General features: G+C 56.0%; 16 protein-coding genes and 1 pseudogene. 6 read left to right on the forward strand and 11 right to left on the reverse strand.

Features of this window, described 5'->3' with window-relative positions; genetic code table 11:
• Positions 1–365 precede the first annotated feature (365 nt).
• From GOV85_RS10200 to GOV85_RS10240, 9 genes and pseudogenes are all read right to left on the reverse strand, one after another.
• A pseudogene (locus GOV85_RS10200) lies at positions 366–557 on the reverse strand (transposase); the annotation flags it as partial.
• A 117-nt stretch (positions 558–674) separates the two neighbouring features.
• The gene (locus GOV85_RS10205; RefSeq protein WP_171177627.1) at positions 675–3,329 is read right to left on the reverse strand and encodes a nitrate reductase; all 2,655 of its coding nucleotides are present in this window, start codon (positions 3,327–3,329) and stop codon (positions 675–677) included.
• On the reverse strand, positions 3,329–3,661 hold the full coding sequence (gene nirD, locus GOV85_RS10210) for a nitrite reductase small subunit NirD (RefSeq protein WP_171177629.1): 333 nt from the start codon (positions 3,659–3,661) through the stop codon (positions 3,329–3,331). The genes GOV85_RS10205 and nirD overlap by 1 nt, the downstream gene beginning before the upstream one ends.
• Entirely contained in the window at positions 3,658–6,093 is a 2,436-nt protein-coding gene (nirB, locus tag GOV85_RS10215) for a nitrite reductase large subunit NirB (protein WP_171177632.1), read from the reverse strand. The genes nirD and nirB overlap by 4 nt, the downstream gene beginning before the upstream one ends.
• Positions 6,094–6,097: 4 nt before the next feature.
• Positions 6,098–7,777: an ABC transporter ATP-binding protein gene (locus GOV85_RS10220; protein WP_171177634.1), complete on the reverse strand. Its 1,680-nt coding sequence runs from the start codon at positions 7,775–7,777 to the stop codon at positions 6,098–6,100.
• A 5-nt stretch (positions 7,778–7,782) separates the two neighbouring features.
• Complete coding sequence (locus tag GOV85_RS10225; RefSeq protein ID WP_171177637.1) at positions 7,783–8,865, reverse strand: ABC transporter permease; 1,083 nt, start codon at positions 8,863–8,865, stop codon at positions 7,783–7,785.
• 72 nt (positions 8,866–8,937) lie between these two features.
• Positions 8,938–10,302: a CmpA/NrtA family ABC transporter substrate-binding protein gene (locus GOV85_RS10230; protein ID WP_171177639.1), complete on the reverse strand. Its 1,365-nt coding sequence runs from the start codon at positions 10,300–10,302 to the stop codon at positions 8,938–8,940.
• 271 nt (positions 10,303–10,573) lie between these two features.
• Positions 10,574–11,743 (reverse strand): ABC transporter substrate-binding protein, encoded by a 1,170-nt coding sequence (locus tag GOV85_RS10235; protein WP_171177641.1) that lies wholly within the window; start codon positions 11,741–11,743, stop codon positions 10,574–10,576.
• Positions 11,740–12,324 (reverse strand): ANTAR domain-containing response regulator, encoded by a 585-nt coding sequence (locus GOV85_RS10240; protein ID WP_171177643.1) that lies wholly within the window; start codon positions 12,322–12,324, stop codon positions 11,740–11,742. The genes GOV85_RS10235 and GOV85_RS10240 overlap by 4 nt, the downstream gene beginning before the upstream one ends.
• Positions 12,325–12,715: 391 nt before the next feature.
• Here GOV85_RS10240 and GOV85_RS10245 point away from each other — a divergent pair, with 391 nt between their 5' ends.
• Positions 12,716–12,955, forward strand: coding sequence for a hypothetical protein (locus tag GOV85_RS10245; protein ID WP_171177645.1), 240 nt, complete (start codon positions 12,716–12,718; stop codon positions 12,953–12,955).
• Between the two features lie 94 nt (positions 12,956–13,049).
• Here GOV85_RS10245 and GOV85_RS10250 read toward each other — a convergent pair whose 3' ends face one another.
• Positions 13,050–13,415: a helix-turn-helix domain-containing protein gene (locus tag GOV85_RS10250; protein ID WP_171177647.1), complete on the reverse strand. Its 366-nt coding sequence runs from the start codon at positions 13,413–13,415 to the stop codon at positions 13,050–13,052.
• Positions 13,416–13,545: 130 nt separating this feature from the next.
• On the opposite strand from GOV85_RS10250, the gene GOV85_RS10255 reads away from it, so the two are divergent.
• The 5 genes from GOV85_RS10255 (at position 13,546) to GOV85_RS10275 (ending at position 17,860) form a co-directional block, all read left to right on the forward strand.
• Entirely contained in the window at positions 13,546–14,154 is a 609-nt protein-coding gene (locus GOV85_RS10255) for an NAD(P)H-dependent oxidoreductase (protein WP_171177649.1), read from the forward strand.
• On the forward strand, positions 14,141–14,860 hold the full coding sequence (locus GOV85_RS10260; RefSeq protein ID WP_171177651.1) for a glutathione S-transferase family protein: 720 nt from the start codon (positions 14,141–14,143) through the stop codon (positions 14,858–14,860). The genes GOV85_RS10255 and GOV85_RS10260 overlap by 14 nt, the downstream gene beginning before the upstream one ends.
• Positions 14,861–14,863: 3 nt before the next feature.
• Positions 14,864–15,517, forward strand: a complete 654-nt coding sequence (locus GOV85_RS10265) for a DsbA family oxidoreductase (protein ID WP_171177653.1) — start codon at positions 14,864–14,866, stop codon at positions 15,515–15,517.
• A 197-nt stretch (positions 15,518–15,714) separates the two neighbouring features.
• Positions 15,715–16,905: a low temperature requirement protein A gene (locus GOV85_RS10270; protein WP_171177655.1), complete on the forward strand. Its 1,191-nt coding sequence runs from the start codon at positions 15,715–15,717 to the stop codon at positions 16,903–16,905.
• On the forward strand, positions 16,898–17,860 hold the full coding sequence (locus GOV85_RS10275; RefSeq protein WP_171177657.1) for an ion transporter: 963 nt from the start codon (positions 16,898–16,900) through the stop codon (positions 17,858–17,860). Before GOV85_RS10270 ends, GOV85_RS10275 begins: the two co-directional genes overlap by 8 nt.
• A gap of 339 nt (positions 17,861–18,199) precedes the next feature.
• Here the strand turns inward: GOV85_RS10275 and GOV85_RS10280 are convergent, their stop codons facing one another.
• A complete protein-coding gene (locus GOV85_RS10280) occupies positions 18,200–20,302 on the reverse strand; it encodes an alkyl/aryl-sulfatase (protein WP_171177659.1) in 2,103 nt (700 codons plus the stop codon).
• Positions 20,303–20,556 lie beyond the last annotated feature (254 nt).

Genomic DNA, 20,556 nt, shown 5'->3' on the forward strand with positions numbered 1-20,556 from the left:
TTGCATTTGCTTGCAATGACGCAAGATACGCACAACTGGGTGTATCATGGTTACAGCGTGTTCGGTGCGAGTGTGCCTAGTATTTAAAGCCTTAAGAAGCATTTCGACCTCCTCTTGTGACGCTACGTTAACCTGGATGAATGAGCGGTTCTGTGAACTGGGACACAGAGCGCCATTACAAATTTCCGCTACGGACCCCACCCGCCAGCACTAGCGAACACCCGCCAGCCCCCGTAACGACTCGTCAGCAGCCCGCTCTTCCAGTCACTGGCACAAGGATGGCCGAGCCTTTTCGAGTTACGCAGCCGCGTGGGATCGCAGCCTTGCTAAAGTGCGACTGGGTGGCGTCCGCTCTGCGGTACGATTCAAACGATCGATGCAACACACTCTTCGAACGTCTCTGCGGGTGAGAAGTAACTCAAGGTCTTTCTTGGCCGCTCGTAGAGTTCGCGGGCGACGGCATCAAAACGCTCTTGGGCGTGCACGGAGAGGTCAGTACTTTTCGGGAAGTACTGGCGCAGGAGTCGGTTAGAGTTCTCGTTTGTGCTACGTTGCCATCGCCTGACCCCAATAAGCTGAATTGGATATGTGGTATAGAATGAATGGAACCCATGCTTGATTTGAATGCTAACTAAAGCAAACCGCAGTCCTGCTCGAAAACCCCGCGTCTACCTTTATTGATCTAACAGGCAATTCTTCGGTCTATTGCGGTTCAACTTCGAATGCGCCCTGACCAAGTCAGCCAACTCTGGCCTGCATGAACCGCAGTTCTTTCCAGCCTGAAGAGCATCTCCGATATCGTCCACATCGATCAAACGTTTGTCGCGAATGGCGTCGATGATGGTTTTTAGTCCGACCCCAAAACACGAACAGACGATTGGTCCACAGTCTTCAGAAGCAGCAGATGACCGGCCAGACAGAATCTGATGGAGTGAGACCTCAGGCAAAGTTGCCAAATATTCTCGCATTAGTGTGATAGGTTGGCGGGAGATGAAGAGCGCCGCCAAAAGGCGCTTTCCGTCCGACAGCGCGATCCTGTGCGAGCCGCGTTTGGAATCTTTGATTGAAGTCACTACGGCATCGGGCAGTCCAAACCACTCGCGGGCTTTGTGTTCCCAATCGTCAATGTCTTGCATCCCTGCTAACTCGATCCTGTAACCTTTGGCCGTTTTGCTCATTGCCCAGTATTCTGCCGTTGGTGAGGCCGCGTCGACGGACACGGCGAAACCGTACCACGAAGCATTCACACGTCGCACCGAAACAGCCGCCGCCTTGCTCTCAGGTTGTCCAGAGACTGGATCAACTACACTTGGAACAAGCGCATCCACACGGGCTGTTGGCGCCGTTTCACCTGTCCAGTGAATAGGAGCAAACACTTGACCTGGCGCGACTGCGTTTGTGATGCGAAGTCGAAAGATACCGCTTCCTACTACGCTGTTGAGTTCGACCAAATCTGCGGCAGCAAGGCCCAACCGATCGACATCATTCGGATTTACCTCGACATATGGTTCGGCCAAATGGGCCGAAAGACGGGGTGACAACCCAGACCGGGTCATAGTGTGCCACTGATCCCGGTTTCGTCCCGTATTCAACATAAACGGGTATTGTTCAGAAGTCGTCGCTTGAGGTGCACGATGGGTAACAGGGACAAAACGTGCTTTACCATCAGGATGAAAAAATTGCGCATCACCGAAAAAACGACCATCCGATTTGCGAGATGTCGTCGGCCACCGTGTCGGGCTCAGCGCTTCGTAGCCCGCGTCATCAATGTCCGAAAATTCTGTAATGTCCAGGTCTTTGCCAAATGCCACGGCAAGCGAGGTCATATTTGCGAATTCTCGAAAAATCTGCGCCGGTGTCTCATAACTGAATGCCTCGGCCCACCCCATGCGGCGGCCCACCTCGGCCATAACATCCCAATCTGCGCGTGCTTGTCCCGGAGGTGACAGAACGGCGCGTTGTCTGCTGATTGTGCGGTCTGAATTGGTTACTGTACCGCTTTTTTCGCCCCACCCCGCAGCGGGCAACAAAACGTCTGCACCGCGTGCGGTGTCTGTTTGGGCAGTCAGGTCACTTACAACTGTGAATGGACATTTTTCGATAGCCGCCATCACTCGGTCTGCATCAGGCATGGTAGCCGCCGGATTGGTGTGGATGATCCAAAGTGCTTTTATCTGACCGCCTTCGACAGCGCGAAACAGGTCAACAGCTGTGAGCCCCTGCTTCTCTGGCATCTTTGGCGCCTTCCAGAAGTCCTGGACGGCTGATCTGTGTGCTTCGTTTTCGATATCCAAGTGACATGCGAGCATGTTGGCCAAGCCACCGACCTCTCGGCCCCCCATAGCGTTAGGCTGACCGGTGACCGAGAACGGACCCATCCCTGCGCGCCCGATCCGCCCGGTGGCCAGATGGCAGTTCAGGATCGCGTTAACCTTGTCTGTTCCGCAAGAGGATTGGTTTACGCCCTGACTGAAGATCGTAACAACGCGCTCAGTCCCAATCCACAGGTCACAAAAAGCCTCAATCTCATCGGGGTTGAGCCCGGTCGCGTCAGAATCGTCAAGCTGCGCCAGCTCGAGTGCTTCGAAGAATCCAGTGCTGCGATCCAGAAAATCCACTGCCACATGCCCGGTCTGGTGAATTCTGCTCAACAACCGGTTAAATAGCGCGACGTCGCTGCCGGGTTGCAATGCCAAATGCAAATCGGCTTGATCGCAGCTAGCGGTTCGGCGTGGATCAACGACAACAATCTTCGTGCCGCGCGCCTGACGCGCAGCCTTGACGCGTTGGTAAAGAACGGGATGGCACCAAGCGAGATTCGAGCCAACCAAAACAACCAGATCAGCCTCGTCCAGATCCTCATAGGTTCCGGGTACTGTATCTGTCCCGAAGGCGCGTTTGTGCCCGGCCACGGTTGAAGCCATGCAAAGCCGCGAATTGGTGTCGATATTCGCCGAGCCCATGAAGCCTTTCGTCAGCTTGTTGGCAACATAGTAGTCCTCGGTCAGCAACTGTCCTGAAACATAAAAAGCCACGCTGTCCGGACCATGCTTCTTGATAGCTGCAGAGAACCGATCTGCGACCAATTGCAAGGCATTGTCCCAACTGGTGTCTTGGCCAAAGACGCGAGGAACCAGCAACCGGTGTTCCAGCCCGACGGTTTCACCCAAAGCCAGTCCTTTCGAGCACAAACGACCGTAGTTCGCCGGATGATCCGGATCGCCGCGAACGGTCAAACCTCCGACCCCATCGGGCCGTAGAAGCACACCGCAGCCGACCCCGCAATAGGCGCAGGTCGAGCGAACCTCGGGCAGACCACTTCCATCCATCAGGCTGCGCTCCGCCGGGTAATCGCGCCGTCGTTCAGTAGAATACGGCCATCCTCAAGGCGCACCGGATAGGTGGTGATGCGGCCATCATCAGCGCCCTGCGCTTCGCCGGTATTAAGGTCGAAGACCCAATTGTGCAAAGGGCAGGTCACCGATTGCCCGTGCACGATACCCTCGGATAGTGGACCGCCCTTGTGCGGACAGCTGTTGGTCGCGGCATAGATATCCGCCTCGGCTGTGCGGAAGACCGCGATGCAGCCGATATGCGTTTTCACCAGACGTGCCCCGCGTAGGGGCACCTCGTCGATATGTCCGATGTCGATCCAGCTCATTCCGCGGCCTCCAGTGTGAAATCTGCAATCGGCGCGTAGGACTGCGCTTTTTCTTTGACGTGTTCTGCCCACGGGTCTTTGCGGTAGATGCTCTGCGACAGTTCGAACCGGGCGACCAGGGCGGCGCGGTTTTCAACGTCATCGACGACCTTAGCTTTGACCCAATCCATGCCCACCTTACCCAGCCATTTATACAGTCGATCCAGATATTTACCGCCTTCTCGATAGGCCTGCGTGACGGCCATCACGACCTCGGTCGCTTCTTCTTCGGTGGGAACTTGACAGAGTAACTCGGTCTCTTTGACATCCATCCCTGCGGCCCCGCCGATGCTTATCTGATAGCCAGAGTCGACGCAGACGACGCCGATGTCCTTACAGGTCGCCTCGGCGCAGTTTCGAGGGCAGCCGGATACGGCCAGCTTCAGCTTATGCGGCGTCCACGACCCCCAGAGAATTTTCTCTAGCTTGATACCCAGACCAGTGCTGTCCTGCGTGCCAAACCGGCAATGATCGGTTCCAACACAAGTTTTGACCGTGCGCAGACCCTTGGAATAGGCATGGCCCGAGACCAGACCGGCCTGGTTCAGATCCGACCAGATCGCAGGCAGGTCTTCCCCTTTCACGCCCAGCAAATCGATGCGCTGACCACCTGTAACCTTCACGGTCGGTACATCGTATTTGTCCGCCGCATCGGCGATAGCGCGCAATTCATCGGGGGTGGTGATGCCACCCCACATACGCGGCACAACGCTGAACGTGCCGTCTTTCTGGATGTTGGCGTGCTTGCGCTCGTTGACGAAGCGGCTTTGTGGGTCGTCTTGATACTCCAGTGGCCAATCGGCCAGCAGGTAATAGTTGATCGCCGGCCGGCAGACATGACAGCCATTGGGCGTTTTCCATCCCAACTCCTGCCAGACAGCGGCCTGGCTTTTCAGCTCTTGGCCCTTGATCAAACGCCGCACATCCTCATGCTTGAGGTCGGTACAACCGCAGATCGGTTGCGCGGTCGGTAATTGGAAAGCGTCGCCCAAAGTGACTTGCAAGACCTGTTCGACCAGCCCCGTGCAAGTTCCGCAAGACGCGCTGGCCTTGGTGTTTGCGCGCACCGCGCCCAGATCCCCGGCCCCGGCATTGATCGCCTCGACAATCTCGCCTTTGCATACGCCGTTGCAGCCGCAAATCTCCGCCTCAGGCGGCAATGCTGCAACGGCTGAGAGAGGGTCCGCGGTGTCGCCCCCCTGATAGGCCGGGCCGAAGATCAGCGTTTCTCGCATCTCCTCTATGCTTGTGCCATCTTTGATCAGGCCGAAGAACCAACTGCCATCGGCTGTGTCCCCATACATGACAGCGCCGACGAGACGATCCTCTTCGATAACAAGGCGCTTATAAACACCGCGTGAAGGATCGCGGAAGACGATGTCCTCACGTCCAGGTCCGTCCGCGAAATCCCCCGCGCTGAACAGATCACAACCGGTGACTTTCAACTTGGTCGAGAGGGTCTTTTGAACGAATGCCGCCTCTTCCTCGAGCAACGACTGCGCTGCTACCTTGGCTTGATCGTAGAGCGGCGCAACAAGGCCGAAGACTTCTCCGTCATGTTCGACGCATTCGCCGACAGCATAGACATCCGTGTCCGAGGTCAGCATCTGGTCATCCACATGAATGCCGCGCCCGGTGGCCAGACCAGCCTCTTGTGCCAGCGCCGTATTGGGGCGGATGCCCACCGCCATGACCAGCAGATCACAGGGCAACTTGGTCCCGTCATCCAGCAACAGAGCGCGGACCTTGCCGTCTTCCCCAAGGACTTCCTTGGAATTCGCTTGCAGGCAGATTTTGATGCCTTTGTCTTCCAGCGACTTCTTCAACAGATAGCCTGCGGCCTCATCCAGCTGACGCTCCATCAGATGACCCATGATGTGGACCACGGTGACGTCTACTCCATGCGCGGCCATACCCGCCGCAGCCTCGAGACCCAACAAACCGCCGCCAATCACAACGACCTTGTTGTCCGGGCCCATGCCCATCATCCGCTGGGTGTCTTCCAGATCGCGATAGGCGATCACGCCTTCTAGATCATGACCGGGCAAAGGGATCATGAACGGGGTCGACCCGGTGGCAATTACCAGCTTGTCGTAAGGCACATGTCCGTTCTCGCCCTCGACCACCTTCATCTCACGATCGATTTTCTCAACCTTCTCACCAAAGCGACAGGCGATACCACGCGCGGCGTACCAGGCATCGTCATGGGTTACGATCTCTTCGTATGTCTTCTCACCCGATAGAACCGGGCTAAGCATGATCCGGTTGTAATTCCCGCGCGGCTCGGCGTTGAACAGGGTGATGTCGAACGCATCCGGCGCGGCGTCGGTCAGGTGCTCCAGCACCCGGCCCGAGGCCATACCTGCGCCAATGACTACAAGTCTTTGCTTCATGATTTCACTCCGCTGCAATCGCTTTGGGGGCGGGTGTTTTGGGTTTGGCGCCATGTTCGTATTCTTCCAGAAAATAGAGGACTTCCTGCCGGTACGCGTAGTAATCTGGGTGCTCCAACAAGGCTTTGCGCGTGCGTGGGCGTGGCAGGTCGACCTTGGTGATCTTGCCGATGGTCGCCTGTGGGCCGTTGGTCATCATCACCACGCGGTCGGCCAGAAGGATCGCCTCGTCCACATCATGGGTCACACAGATCGCGGTGACTTTGGTGCGGGACCAGACCTCCATCAGCACTTCCTGCAATTCCCAGCGCGTGAGGCTGTCGAGCATTCCAAAAGGTTCATCCAGCAACAGGAGTTTGGGAGATAGGGCAAAAGCGCGGGCGATGCCGACGCGCTGCTTCATGCCGTTCGACAGGTCGCTTGCGGATTTGTCCATCGCATCGGCCAATCCGACGCGTTCCAGATAGTACTCCACCACGTCCTGCCGCTCGGCCATGCTGGCCCTGGGATAGACCTTGTCGACACCGATCGCGACGTTCTCCTTGGCGGTCAACCAGGGGAACAGGTTGGGCGATTGGAACACCACGGCGCGTTCGGGATCAGCCCCTTCGACGTGACGACCGTCCAGTTTGATCGCGCCTTTCGAGATGTCGTTCAGCCCAGCGGCCATGGTCAAAACGGTGGACTTGCCGCAACCCGAATGGCCGATCAGCGAGATGAACTCGCCCTTGTCGATCTTCAGGTCGAAATCCTCGACCACGGTCAGAGGACCTTTGGGCGTCGGATACACCTTGTGTAACTGTGAAAAGTCGAGGAAGCGGCTCTCGATCATCCCCTTTTGGGCCTCGGCGACCGCCGTTGGAACTCCGTGGATCGGGGTGACATCCGGCAAGATGCGCGAGCCTTCGACCTTGGCCTCGATCCCCACATCCATCAGGTATTTAGTGACTTCAGCGCGCAGGTGTTTGAAGGTCTCATCGTTGTTCATCGCCCCACGTTCACGTGGGCGCGGGATCGACACGCGGAACTCTTGCCCCAATGTCCCATCAGGGTTCAGAGCGATGATACGGTCCGCCAGAATGATCGCCTCATCCACGTCATTGGTGATCAGCACGCAGGTCTTCTTGTCGGCTTCCCAGATATTTTCGATCTCATCGGCCAGATTGGCGCGGGTCAGGGCGTCGAGCGCCGACAGCGGTTCATCCAACAACAAAACTTCGGGGTTCATCGACAAGGCGCGCGCCACGTTGACCCGCTGACGCATCCCGCCGGACAGCTCAGCCGGGCGGCGCGAAGCGGCGTGGCTGAGGCCTACCATCTTGACGTAGTGCGCGACTTTCTCGGCTTTCTCGGCCTTGCTGAGGCCGGGAAAGACCGTATCCACTGCCAGACCCACATTGCCGCTGACCGTCAACCACGGCATCAAAGAGTAGTTCTGGAAGATCACGCCGCGTTCGGGACCCGGCCCCTTGATCGGGTCACCTTTAAAGGTGACCTCGCCATTCGACGGCATATCCAGGCCGGCCATCAAGTTGATCAGGGTCGTCTTACCGGTGCCCGAAAACCCGAGGATCACCAGAAACTCGCCCTCTTGTACGTCCAGATTGATGCCCTTCAAAACATCTGTGCGCGCGGTGCCTACACCAAAGGATTTCGAGGTGTTTTTGAAGCTCAGAATGCTCATCGCGCTCACCGATTATTCGTGAAGGTAAACAGGGATTGCAGCGCGTACATCACCCGGTCCAGCAGGAAGCCGATAATGCCGATGGTGAAGACTGCAACCATGATCTTGGCGAGCGAACTGGAGGAACCGTTCTGGAACTCATCCCAGACAAATTTGCCCAGACCGGGGTTCTGCGCCAGCATTTCCGCGGCGATCAAGACCATCCAGCCTACGCCCAGTGACAGGCGCAGGCCGGTGAAAATCAGCGGCAGCGCTGAAGGCAGCACCAGCTTGGTGATCTTGGTATAAGTGTTCATTTTCAGAACCTTGGAGACGTTCACCAGATCTTTGTCGATGGATGCCACACCCAGTGCAGTGTTGATCAAGGTGGGCCACAGCGAACACAGCGTCACGGTAATGGCCGAGATCAGGAAGGATTTGGCGAACCAGCCGTCATTGGTCACGTATACCGCCGAGACGATCATGGTCACGATCGGCAGCCATGCCAGCGGCGAGACCGGCTTGAAGATCTGGATCAGTGGGTTCAGAGCCGCATTCGCAGTTGGGGACAGACCGGCGGCGATCCCCAAAGGCACGGCTACTACGGTCGCGATCAGGAACCCGAAAAACACGGTTTTGATCGAAGTCCAGATTTGCTGATAGTAGGACAGCGCACCGGTGTAAGCGACTTGCTTGACCTCATCTGCGCGGCCTGCGTCGATCAGTTTTTGATTCCGTTTCTCGACCATCGCCTCAAACTCGGCGCGTTTGACAGCCTTCGCCTGCGCGTCCTCGTTCAAGTTGATCATTTCTTCCCAGACCTGAGCCGGTCCGGGGACCGCACCCAGAGAGGTTTGCACTTTCGGGGCAAGTGTCCCCCAAAGCAGCAGGAACGCGCAGATCGACAGCAGGGGGACGACCAGAAGACGCCATATCTCGGTCATTTGGGCGCGCGGGTTGTCCCCGGCGGCGGCTTTCAGAACAGGCGTGGCCCAGCTGAGGCCCAGCACTTGGAACCATTTGTCGGCCGCGTTGATGCGGGTGAAAAGGCGGGCGCGACGTTCCTCTCGGGCTGCGTCAGCGTTGAATTCGGGATCGACCGTTGTCATCTGATGTGTCCTTGCGATGGCGGGGCACTTTGGAATCCGCACCCAGCGCTGGCCGGGCGCGGCGCTTCGGGCTTAGCCTTGTACGTCCGAGCCGACGATCTTCTGATCGCCTTTCAGACCGATGGACAGGCTTTCGAGATAGGCGTTGGGGGTACGACCGTCATAGGCGATGCCGTCGATGATATCCTCTGCCGGGGTCGGCGCTTTGTAACCATCGCTTTCCCAGGGGAAGTCGGCTTCATTCGCAAGGCCTTCGTCGACCAACAGGCGCGCGGCTTCCAGATAGATTTCTGGCTTGTAGACGGACTTAGCGACCTCGTCATACCAGCTGTCTGGCTTCGCGTCGGCGATCTGACCCCAGCGGCGCATCTGGGTCAGGTACCAGACCGCGTCCGAATAGAAGGGATAGGTCGCATTGTAGCGGAAGAACACGTTGAAATCGGGAACCTCGCGTTTGTCACCTTTTTCATATTCAAATGTGCCGGTCATCGAGTTGGCGATGACGTCGTAATCCGCGCCCACATATTCCGGGCGGCTCAGGATTTCGACCGCTTCAGGGCGGTTGGCGTTGTCGTTCTCATCCAGCCAAATCGCAGCGCGGATCAAAGCCTTGGTCACGGCCAACGTGGTGTTGGGATACTCTTCGGCGAACTCGGCAGTGATGCCAAACACCTTTTCAGGGTTGTTCTTCCACAGCTCATAGTCCGTGATCACCGGTACACCGATACCCTTGAAAACAGCCTGCTGGTTCCACGGTTCACCCACGCAGTAACCGTAGATCGTGCCGGCCTCCAACGTGGCAGGCATTTGCGGTGGAGGCGTCACGGACAGGAACACATCCGCGCCAATCTGACCGGTCACGTTTTCGGGGCTGTAATACCCCGGGTGCAGACCACCGGCGGCAAGCCAATAGCGCAACTCGTAATTGTGGGTCGAAACCGGGAAGACCATGCCCATGTTGAACGGCTTTCCTTCGGATTTGTATTTCTCAACCACCGGGGCCAGAGCCTCGGCGCTGATAGGGTGTTGCGGGCGGCCGTCATCCATCTTTGGGATGTTGGGCTTCATTTCTTCCCAAATCTCGTTCGAGACGGTAATGCCGTTGCCGTTCAGGTCCATCGAAAACGGTGTGATGATATGGGCTTCGGTCCCGTAGCCAATAGTGGCCGCCAGCGGTTGACCGGCCAGCATATGCGCGCCATCTAACTGGCCGTCGATCACGCCATCCAGCAGTACTTTCCAGTTGGCCTGCGCCTCAAGCGTGACGAAAAGGCCCTCGTCCAGAAAATAACCGTTCTCATAGGCCACGGCCAGCGGCGCCATATCGGTCAGTTTGATAAAGCCAAAGGTCAGTTCGTCTTTTTCCAGTTCCAATTCAGCCAATGCCGGAGATACAATCGCTGTAGACGCTGCGAGGCTCAGAAGAAGCTTTTTCATATCGATCCCTTTCGGTTTAGCCCAACCCCTTGGGCAAACAAAAAAAACCGCCGACACACACCGCCAGGAGGAGTTGGCAGTTGGTCGAGCGGCTTTGCTCTCGTGAGGTGCCCAATACTTTGGGCGAATTCTGTCGGTGGGCGTCGTTGCCTGCCGATGTCCTGATTTAGGCATCCCTGAACCGGGCCGTCATCCGCTTTTGGGCATCAGGATGCGAATTTTCTGCGATGCGGCATGAATTCATGCTGCATTGCAAAAAAATTAGGCACTCTCAACCAGCGGGCTCGAAAATGCGACGGTCGAAAAAAACATTGGGCGGCAGAATCAGGCTTCCGTTTACCGAGGCCACCGCGATCGACTCGGGCAGCGCACCTTCGAGCTTCTCCGACGCGCCGGGAGTTTCGACACCCAAGCCGACAAGCTCGCGTCGATACAGATCGCTGCGAAAGACTCGGGCGGCCTGACGTTCGGCAGTGCTAACATCGATCCCATTCCGTTTCGCCAGTTGATGCGCGATCCACTTGGCCTGACTGCGCCATGGGAAACTCGCGGCACCGTCAAAGAATTCAACAAAACCGTCCACCTGTCGCTGCTCACCGCTCGCCGAGATGGTGAACTCTCCCATAAGGGCGCGGTCAATCAGTTCCGGTGACACGTTGAGGTATGCCTTGCGCGACAACATTTCGGACGCGGTGGTCCGGCTGTCGGCCTTCGACAGCCAGCGCCCGGCTTTCCAAACCGCGCGCATGAGGCTACCCAGCAGGTGCGGTTCGGTCTCTGCCCAATCGTTTCGGACCGCCAGCACCTTTTCCGGTGCGCAGGTCCAAATCGCTTTACCCGGTAGCAACAGTGCACCAACATTATCGTCCGCGGCGTAAGAGCCCCACGGCTCGCCCACGCAGAACGCATCGATCTCGCCACCGGCAAGGGCCTGCGCCATCAATGGCGGCGGGACGGTGCGGATTTCGACCTGTTTCGAGGCCAACTCGGTTCCCGCAACCCAATAGCGCAACAATTCGACGTGCATGGAAAATGGAAAAGGCACACCAAAGACCAACACGTCACCGGTGGCTTTTGCCAACGCGGACCCAGCCGCAGCGGCATCTGAGAAATCGAAGCCGTAGCCTTGGTCGGTTAACCGCCCAGCCAGTCGAGTTCCAACGCCTATAACATTGCCATTCAGTGACAGGACGGACACAGCAGATAAAGGTGTCGCAATGCCACCAAGACCCAAGGCCATCGCAACAGGGACCGGTGAAAGCAGATGCGCGGCATCCACATGCCCAAAGGCAAGCATATCTCGCAGAGATGACCATGACGGAGCTGGACGCATATCCAGCGAAATCCCTTCTGCATGATCAAACCCCATCTCGCGCGCAACGATCAGCGGGGCCGCGTCGACCAAGGGCATGTAGGCAACAGGCAGAGTTACGGTTCTCATGATAACAACCCCGAAGCAGTGACCAGAGCTTCTGCCACATCTGCGACCCGGCGGTTCTGGTTCATCGCGGTTTTGCGCAGCAGGGCATAGGCTTCGTCCTCTGACACGCCCTTTGCTTTCATCAACAGCCCTTTGGCACGGTCGATCACTTTTCTCTCTTCCAGCGCACGGCGGGTTTCGGCCAGTTCGGTCCGCATTTGGCGTAGGACCTGAAAGCGGGCGATAGCCGTATCGATCACAGGTTTGATGCGTTCGGCCTGCAATCCGTCGACCACATAGGCTGACACCCCAGCCTCAACAGCGGCTTTCGCCAATCCGCCCGCTGCGCCCGAGACGAACATAGCTACTGGACGTTCCAATGGACCCGACGCAACGGTCAGCTCTTCCAGCATATCGCGCGAGGGATTGTCGATATCAATGAGGACAATGTCTGGGCCATGCGTTGCGATTTTGCGTGCCAGCCCAGAGACGTTGCCGATCACAAAAACCTCTACGTCACCGGACTCTTTTAAGGCATCTACTATTGCAAAAGCACGATCTTGATTCTGCTCTACTACAACGACAGTCAGGTGTTGTTTCATAGAAACTCAAGTGAGCCCAAGACTCATTGATCGCAATTACAAGGTCATTGAATGCAGTCATCGGACTGCCGGTTCGCCCAATATCTCAGCTCATTTTTGCGTGTAGCGGAATATTTGCTCAGTTTTCTTGCATGCTATCAAAGAAAGCTGCCGTGAACACCGCGGTGGTGCATTGGAACGACTCATTGTTTTTTCATTTGGGCAACTTGTTGGTTCTGGGGTATTCAAATGCACTTCCATAGAAGATCCAATTCGAAGGCCAGCTTTGACAGCTGGAACCATGTCATTCCGCGCGCGCAGCGACCCCCCGCTTTCCGCCCTAAACGACACATGCTGCGCTCATCACCTAAGTCGCCTTTGGACTCCAACGCTGTCATTCGCTGCACTTGGCATGGACGACCACTTTGCGGACAGATTGGAAATCGCAATGCATATCGACTGGCTTTCGCTGCCGTTTACTTGGCAAAGCAGCCATTCGCTGAGGATGCCAGAACTTGGTTCAACAAAACTCGTGGCCTGCGGGACAGCTGTTACGTCACCTGTCGGTTCAAATGGCACTGAGCGGCCCGCAGAAATTTATTCGCACTACTTTCTTGGGGAAAACAAACCCTTGGATTGCTTTTCTAAGTAACCTTGTCACTTCATCCTCAGATTGGTGAAAACCTCGTTCGGTACGCGGTCAGAAAAACTCTGACTTTCAGATCATTGAACACGGACTAAAGTCATCACTTTAAGCCGTTAGGCAATTCCTCGCTCCACTTTCGCAATTCGTCGAGAAACCCAAGTGCCGTGCGGCCAAGGTCAGTGATAGAATACTGCACGGAAACCGGCGCGGTATCCATCACGTGTCGGCTCACCAACCCCTGATCCTCTAGCTGGCGCAGCCGCTCGGCAATCATCTTTTTACTGGCCCCACCCAGCAACCGAGCAAGATCGTTGAAACGCACCGGACGATCCTTCAGGTGCCATAGGATGGACCCGGTCCATTTACCACCGATGATCCGCATGCCCCGTTCAATTGCGCATGGCTCCTGGCAGGCCTCTGTCACAATTCGGCGCCCTTTCACATCTTCGTCCACCCGCGCCCGCATCGTTATCCTTCCCCTTATTTTTTAAGGTTACTAAAAGTATACTGGTTGATTTTCCACACCTCAATACTCAAATGCTCCCGACCCCCTCCTACGTCAAGGGGTTCACACAGTGCACATATAGGATATGGACATGAGTAAAATCCTCATCGTGAACGGCACCCAGCCCTACGAATTCGCCCCCGGACAGTTGAACGCCAGCCTCGTCGAACGCGCACGCAGAACGTTGGCCGCAATGGGCCACGAAGTACGCATTACCACCGTTGCTGATGGCTATGACGCAAATTCAGAGGTCGAGGCGCATGTTTGGGCAGATACGGTCATCATGCAGTTCCCGGTAAACTGGATGGGCGTCCCATGGATCTTCAAAAAATATATGGATGAGGTCTACACAGCCGGAATGGATGGCCGCTTATGCGCTGGCGACGGTCGCACCGCCGACGCACCAAAAGCCAACTACGGCATGGGTGGATCACTGCACAGCAAGACATACATGCTGTCGGTGACATTTAATGCGCCGAAAGAAGCATTCGACAACCCCGCCGAGCCGTTCTTTGCCGGAGCAAGCGTTGACGATCTGCTGCGCCCGATGCATCTGAACGCCAAGTTCTTCGGTATGCAGGCCCTACCGACATTCGCGGCATTCGATGTTATGAAGAACCCCGAAATCGAGGCCGATTTCGCTCGATTTGACGCGCATCTGAAATCCACTTTTGTCGAGGTTGAACATGTCCCAGCCTGATATTCACCTGTATACCGCAGGCACGATGAACGGCTACAAGCCGGTCATTTTTCTGGAAGAGGCAGGTATCCCCTACGACCTGACCCATATCAACTTTTCCAAACAGGAACAGAAGGCGCCGGATTACCTGGCGCTGAACCCAAACGGAAAGATCCCAACGATTGAGGACCGTTCGGAAGGCCGTGCCATCTTCGAATCCGGTGCGATCCTGTGGCATCTGGCCGAGAAATATGGAAAATTCCTGCCGTCGGACCCGGTCAAGCGGTCCGAGGTTGTGCAGTGGATGCTGTTTCAGGTCGGCCATGTGGGGCCGATGATGGGACAGGCAATGTATTTCCAGCATATCGCCGCGCCAAATGGCCACGAAGAGCCTTTCTCGATCCGTCGCTACGTGGACGAAAGCCGCCGATTGATGGAGGTGATGAACACACGGCTGGACGGGCGTGAATGGATTGCAGCGGACGAATACACCATCGCTGACATGATGCTGTACCCGTGGGCGCGTGCCTATGTCTGGGCCCGGGTGGATGTGTCGGACCTTCCGCATCTGAACGCCTGGTTTGAGCGTATCGATGCCCGGCCCGCTGTGCAGAGAGCGCTGACCATCCCCAAGGCCAACCCACAGTTCTGGGATGCTAACGCGGATGCCAGCGCCTTTGCCAAGGAAAACGCGGCGCGTTTTTCCGGAGATGTGAAAGGAACCTGAACCGTGCCAGATGCGCCCTCTTTCCGTGTCGATGTCGTGTCAGACGTTGTTTGTCCGTGGTGTGTGATTGGCTACCACCAGCTCGCCAAGGCCGCACGCGACACCGGCGTCGAACTGGATATCCGCTGGCACCCGTTCGAGCTGAATCCTCAGATGGCAGAACGCGGAGAGAACCTGCGCGACCATCTGGCATCGAAATACGGGACCACGTTGGAAGGGTCGATCCAGGCACGAGCCCGCCTGACCGAGATGGGCGCAGCACTGGGGTTCACGTTCAATTACGCCGATGACATGCGGATATATAACACCTTCCGCGCGCATCAATTGATTGACTGGGCCGCCGAGCAAGGCAAGGGCCGCGAAATGAAGCAGGCCCTTTTTTCGGCGTTCTTTACACGCCGCGAAAATGTCTCGGACATACAGGTTCTGGCCGGCGCGGCTGCTGGCATCGGGCTGAACCGCGCGGATGCGCTGGACATGTTGCAAAGCCAAGATCGGGCCAATCACGTGCGCCAGAAAGAGCAAATCTGGATCAACCAAGGTGTTCGAGGCGTGCCCGCAATGATGTTCGACCAACGCCACCTTGTGACCGGCGCGCAGGGCGTAGAAAACTACACCCGCATCCTGCTGCAACTACGAGACGACAGGGCCGCGTGACACCCGTGAATGCCGTGTCCTTCCGGCACAAAAAATCCACGAACGGACGGATGTTGCCCGGCATGCCCTCGCTGAACAACCATTGTGGGGGTTGCATGACGTAGGTCTCCGCGACAACCTTCCGTTATAGAAAAAATTCAGTCGGGGTGGCTGCATGTCGGCCACTACAGCCTTTCAACCTTGAAGAGTTCTAATTTATGGCACTGCATGACCACCCCATGTGGCGAAAGCCCCAACATCACCGGGACCTTGACCACGCACATGATCATGTCCACTGGGCCGAGCTGTTCTATGACCTGATCCATGTCGTGACGATCTTTCTGCTGGGCAATTACCTTTCGCATCATCTCGATCTGCATGGGTTTCTTGTGTTCGCCGGGGTGTTCATTACGCTCTGGTACGCGTGGGGCGAACTCAGCATATTCAACTCGATCTACGTCAGTACGGATTTTTGGCATCGCCTGATCATGTCCGTAATGATCTGTACCGTGATGTTTATGGCAGCGGCGATCCCGGCTATTGACGGAAAGGGTTGGGTTTTCTTCGCGTTAGGATTTGCCGCGAACAGGGCCATGATCGCGGCGCTGTACTATCGAGCCCGGCGGGCCAATTCTTCAGGCGAGTCGATGTCGACGGCCCAGATCCGCAATTTCTCGGTCTTTGCGGTAATCTTTGCCATCGCGGCTTTTTTGCCCACTCCGCTTGCCTATTGGGTATTCGCGGCAGCTATGGTGGCCACGCAGGCAATGTACATGATCCCCGGTGTCACCGTCCTGCGTTTTGAGCGGTTCGTTCCCCGCCTTGGCCACATGGCCGAACGGTTTGCTCTGCTGACACTGATCGTTTTGGGCGAAGGGTTCTTCAAACTGGTCGTCACCCTGTCCGAGAAAGGCATCTACAAAGTTTCGCCCGACGTGCTGGTCAATTTTGTCATCGGTGGTGTGTCGATGTTCGTCATGTGCTGGATCTATTTCGACTTTGTCGGCAATGCCAAACCAAAGGACAAAAAGGTGTCGACATTGGTCATCTGGTGGCTTGCGCATCTGATCTTGATGCTTTGCGGCGTCATGGTCGGCGTCGCTCTTGCTGCCGAGGTCAAAGTCGGATTTTGGGAACCATATCCAACCGAATATGCCGCCATTGGCTGTTTCGGTCTTGCTGGTTATATCGCAATGCTTTGGGTGCTTCAGAGCGTCACAGAACACCGTTTGGCATCGGATTTCGGCCGTTGGGATGTACGGGTGTTTGGGATTGTTCTGGCTATTGCCTGTTTCTATGTCGTCCCACATGTCCCCTCATTGGTTGGCAATCTTATTTGGGGGACCGCTTTGCTATCGCAAATCGCAATCCCCTTGACACGCGCCTGGACGAAGTTTCGACATGAGTGAGGCTGTGACAAATTCAGGCTTTCTAAGAAGGAAAGTCTATTGGTGGCTCGAGCGCCCGGACCGGGCGGCCACCGGTCCGTGGTTTCTTGAAATAGCTCTAATTGCCCTAATCACGCTGAACGTGGCCGCCGTTATCCTGGAAACGGTCGACTCCATATATTTCCGTTGGGGCCTGGCGCTGAACCTCTTTGAGGGTCTTTCTCTGTTTGTTTTCGTGGTCGAATACGCGGCAAGGCTGTGGGTCGCCACCGAAAATCCAAGTTACAAAACGCGCGCCGCCTGGGCCGTCTCGCCGATCGCCATCATCGATTTACTAGCGATATTACCTGCGCTGCTTTACCTGATTTTCCCGGTTGATCTGCGTCTTCTTCGGACATTTCGTATGCTTCGACTGCTCAAGCTCACGCGGTATTCGCCCGCACTAGGCATGTTGCTTGCCGTGTTCGAGGAAGAGGCCGGCGCTTTTTTTGCAGGTTTCTTCATCCTGATGGTGATGCTGATCTTTGCCGCAAGCGGCGCTTGGCTGGCAGAGCACGAGGCGCAGCCAGAAGCGTTTGGCTCCATCCCCGCGGCTATGTGGTGGGCCATGGCAACGCTGACGACCGTTGGCTATGGCGACGTGACACCTGTTACTGTGGCCGGAAAGATCTTCGGTGCTGCGATCACAGTGATTGGCATTGGAATGGCGGCATTGCCGGCAGGTATCATCGCCAGCGGCCTAAACGACCAGTTACACCGCCGACGTGCGAGCTTGGAGCTCGAATTTCGAAAAGCACTGGAAGATGGCGATATCTGCGAGGCTGATGAGAAGGAAATTGACGCCGTTCGCAAGCAATTGGGTCTGTCGCGCCGCGCTGCAGATCATATCCGAAACCGCGTGCACACCGAAGCAATATCACAGTTCGATCACTGTCCCACATGCGGTCAGCCAACGGGGCAAAATACAAAGCCCTAAACGTTCACTTGCGTTCTGCACTCGTCCGCTTTCCGGCCCCCAACAAGCTGTCTACCGTGACCGAGATTTGCTTGGAAACCCAAGCCATCTATTCGGACGTTTCGAAGGTGCGTTACACCGATTCAACACGTGAGTCGAAGAAATGCCGGCAAGTTAAAGACATTTGACCCTCTTGTTAGCGGCCTTGAAACGCACGGTTACGTCGGGCTCGAAGCGGTCGTTCGGCAGAATTCAATGAATGCCTGCTAAGCGGACAAAGCTACCGTTCGAAATCTAGTCATTTCCAAAAGACAGGGAAATTGAGGCAAGGTGACATAGTCCACCTTGCCTTTAGCTGAGTTATTCAGGGATTGTCGCGCCGGGAACAGCCTCATACGCATTGGACGCCACGACTTGGGCCTCCCCAGCCGCGGTGCCGGGCAAGATCTCGAACAATGGGTCAAAGTCAACCATGGTTGAGGCAAGTTGTGAGAGAACGTTGGCATCGCCTTCAATCTTAGCAGTGCCATCTGCAATCTGCTGCTCCAGCTCTACCGCACCCATCATCGTCATTTCGAGGTCTGAGCGATTGATCACAAGCGTCAGGTCCGGATCATTCGCTTGATACCCCTCGATGTTGGTCAGGGTGGCATTTTCCAGTTCGATGATGAACTTCTCTCCATTGTCCGGTGTGACCAAGTTGATGGTGAACCGCATGCCTTCGGCTTTGCGGCTGTCCATCTTGATGCCGAGGTAGTTCAGGAACAGCTCGGTGGACATTGCGCGGACTACGTCGGGGCTGGTCGAGCTAAGCACCGGCGCATCTGAGATGCCGGAGCGTAATTCATAAGCACCCGACAAGAAGCTATTCCGCAATCCGGGATTTTCTTGTTGGTAGCCAAGCTGTTCATAGCAATCTGCCAAGAGATCACGAGCTAGCTGATTATCATTTTCAGCCAGGAAAAGCCTGTTCAGGATTTCGACGGCCATCTTGTACTCGCCCGCACCAAAAAGTTCCTGCCCTTTGGCCATGATCTTGTCCGATCCGCCCATCATCTCGACATAGAGCGGCGCTGAGTCTTCCGGAGACGGCGGGATAAGTGTCGCGGGATTGGCATCCCAAAACCCGAGGTACCGCTGGATTACCCCTCGGCTGTTGTGCTCGGGCGAGCCGTGATAGCCGCGGCAATGCCATTCGTTCTGCAAGCTTTTGGGCATCTCGTAGACGTTCTGGATCTGGTTGATCGTTACGCCCTGATTGGCAAAGTGCAGCACCTGATTATTGAAATGCGCGTACATATCGCGCTGCGCCCGCATGATCTCTTGAATGCGGTCGTTGCCCCAACGAGGCCAATGGTGCGATTGGAACATCACCTCTGCTTCTTCGCCAAATAGGTGCAACGCACGCGAGATGTACTTAGACCAGCGCAGCGGATCACGCACCGGCGCGCCGCGTAGGGTGTAAATGTTGTGCAATGTGCCGGTAATATTCTCGGCCATCCAGAGGGCCTTCATATCAGGAATGTACGTATTCATATTAGAAGGCGCTTCAGTGCCCGGTGTGTTTTGGAAGACCATTCGCACGCCATCGACGTCGATGTATTCGATGTCTTCTTCGATTATCTTTGTCGGCGCGATCAGCCCAAGAGCGCCCAGCGAAACGCGATGCCCTAGACCCTGACCGGCAAAGCCAAACGGGTTAATAGGAAGCTGTTGTCCATACTGGTAGGACAAGCGGCGGTTCATCGCGTTACCAGCGTAGACGTTTTCAGAAATTGTGAACTGCATGAAGTCGCGTGGTGCGATAATTTCTACCTTGCCCGCGCGTACGTCGGCTTCGTCAACTATCCCGCGGACGCCCCCCCAGTGATCTCCATGTGAATGCGAATAGATAACGGCTGTGACTGGAAGGCCATCACCGACATGTTCTTGAAAAAGGTTCCACGCTGCGCGAGCGGGCTCAGTCGTGAGAAGCGGATCGATGACAATCCATCCGTTGTCACCACGTACGAAGGAAACATCGGATAAATCCAATCCGCGCACCTGATATATGCCTGGTACCACCTCATAGAGGCCATAGTTCTGATTGAGCCGTGAGACACGCTGCAAAGAAGGGTGAATGCCGGGCCAGTCCTTGTCCTCGTCGAAAAAGCGGAAGCTCGCCATGTCCCAAGCAATGTTGCCCGCATCCGCCATTATCTCGTCTTCGGGCATTGCCGCGATAAAACCACGAGCCTGCTCGTCGAAATCTCGGGTATCTGAGAACGGCAGCGCCTCCCGCGCTTCGGCGAGGATTTTCAAAGTGTGCTCGGAAGGTGCTTTGCCTTTTGGATGAAAGTGCCCTTCGGCAGGTGTGGCGCTCTGAGCTTGCGCGGAACCTTCCTCTGAAAGGAACGTTGGCGCGACGGCAAAAGCGGCTCCCATCGCCGGAACGGTTTTCATGAAATCACGTCGGGTCGTCATTAGTAATCCCCTCCCAATTACTTTTGGATTGGAGAAGATTGAGGTACAAATAGTTTCGGCGCCTTGATCCATGACAATCAAATTTGAATTTTAGAATGACTGCTCAGGACTCGAAGCGATCGTTCGTTGCTACTTGTTTGTATGAATGATTTGCGGACAAGTGCAGACCCTTAGTTTTCTTAACCTGATTATCACAGTTAAGGCATGACGCACGTTGCGCTCAACCAAAGAGATCATTGACCGATAGGCCATTC

It is taken from the genome of Ruegeria sp. HKCCA4633 (assembly GCF_013034605.1).
Classification (GTDB): domain Bacteria; phylum Pseudomonadota; class Alphaproteobacteria; order Rhodobacterales; family Rhodobacteraceae; genus Ruegeria.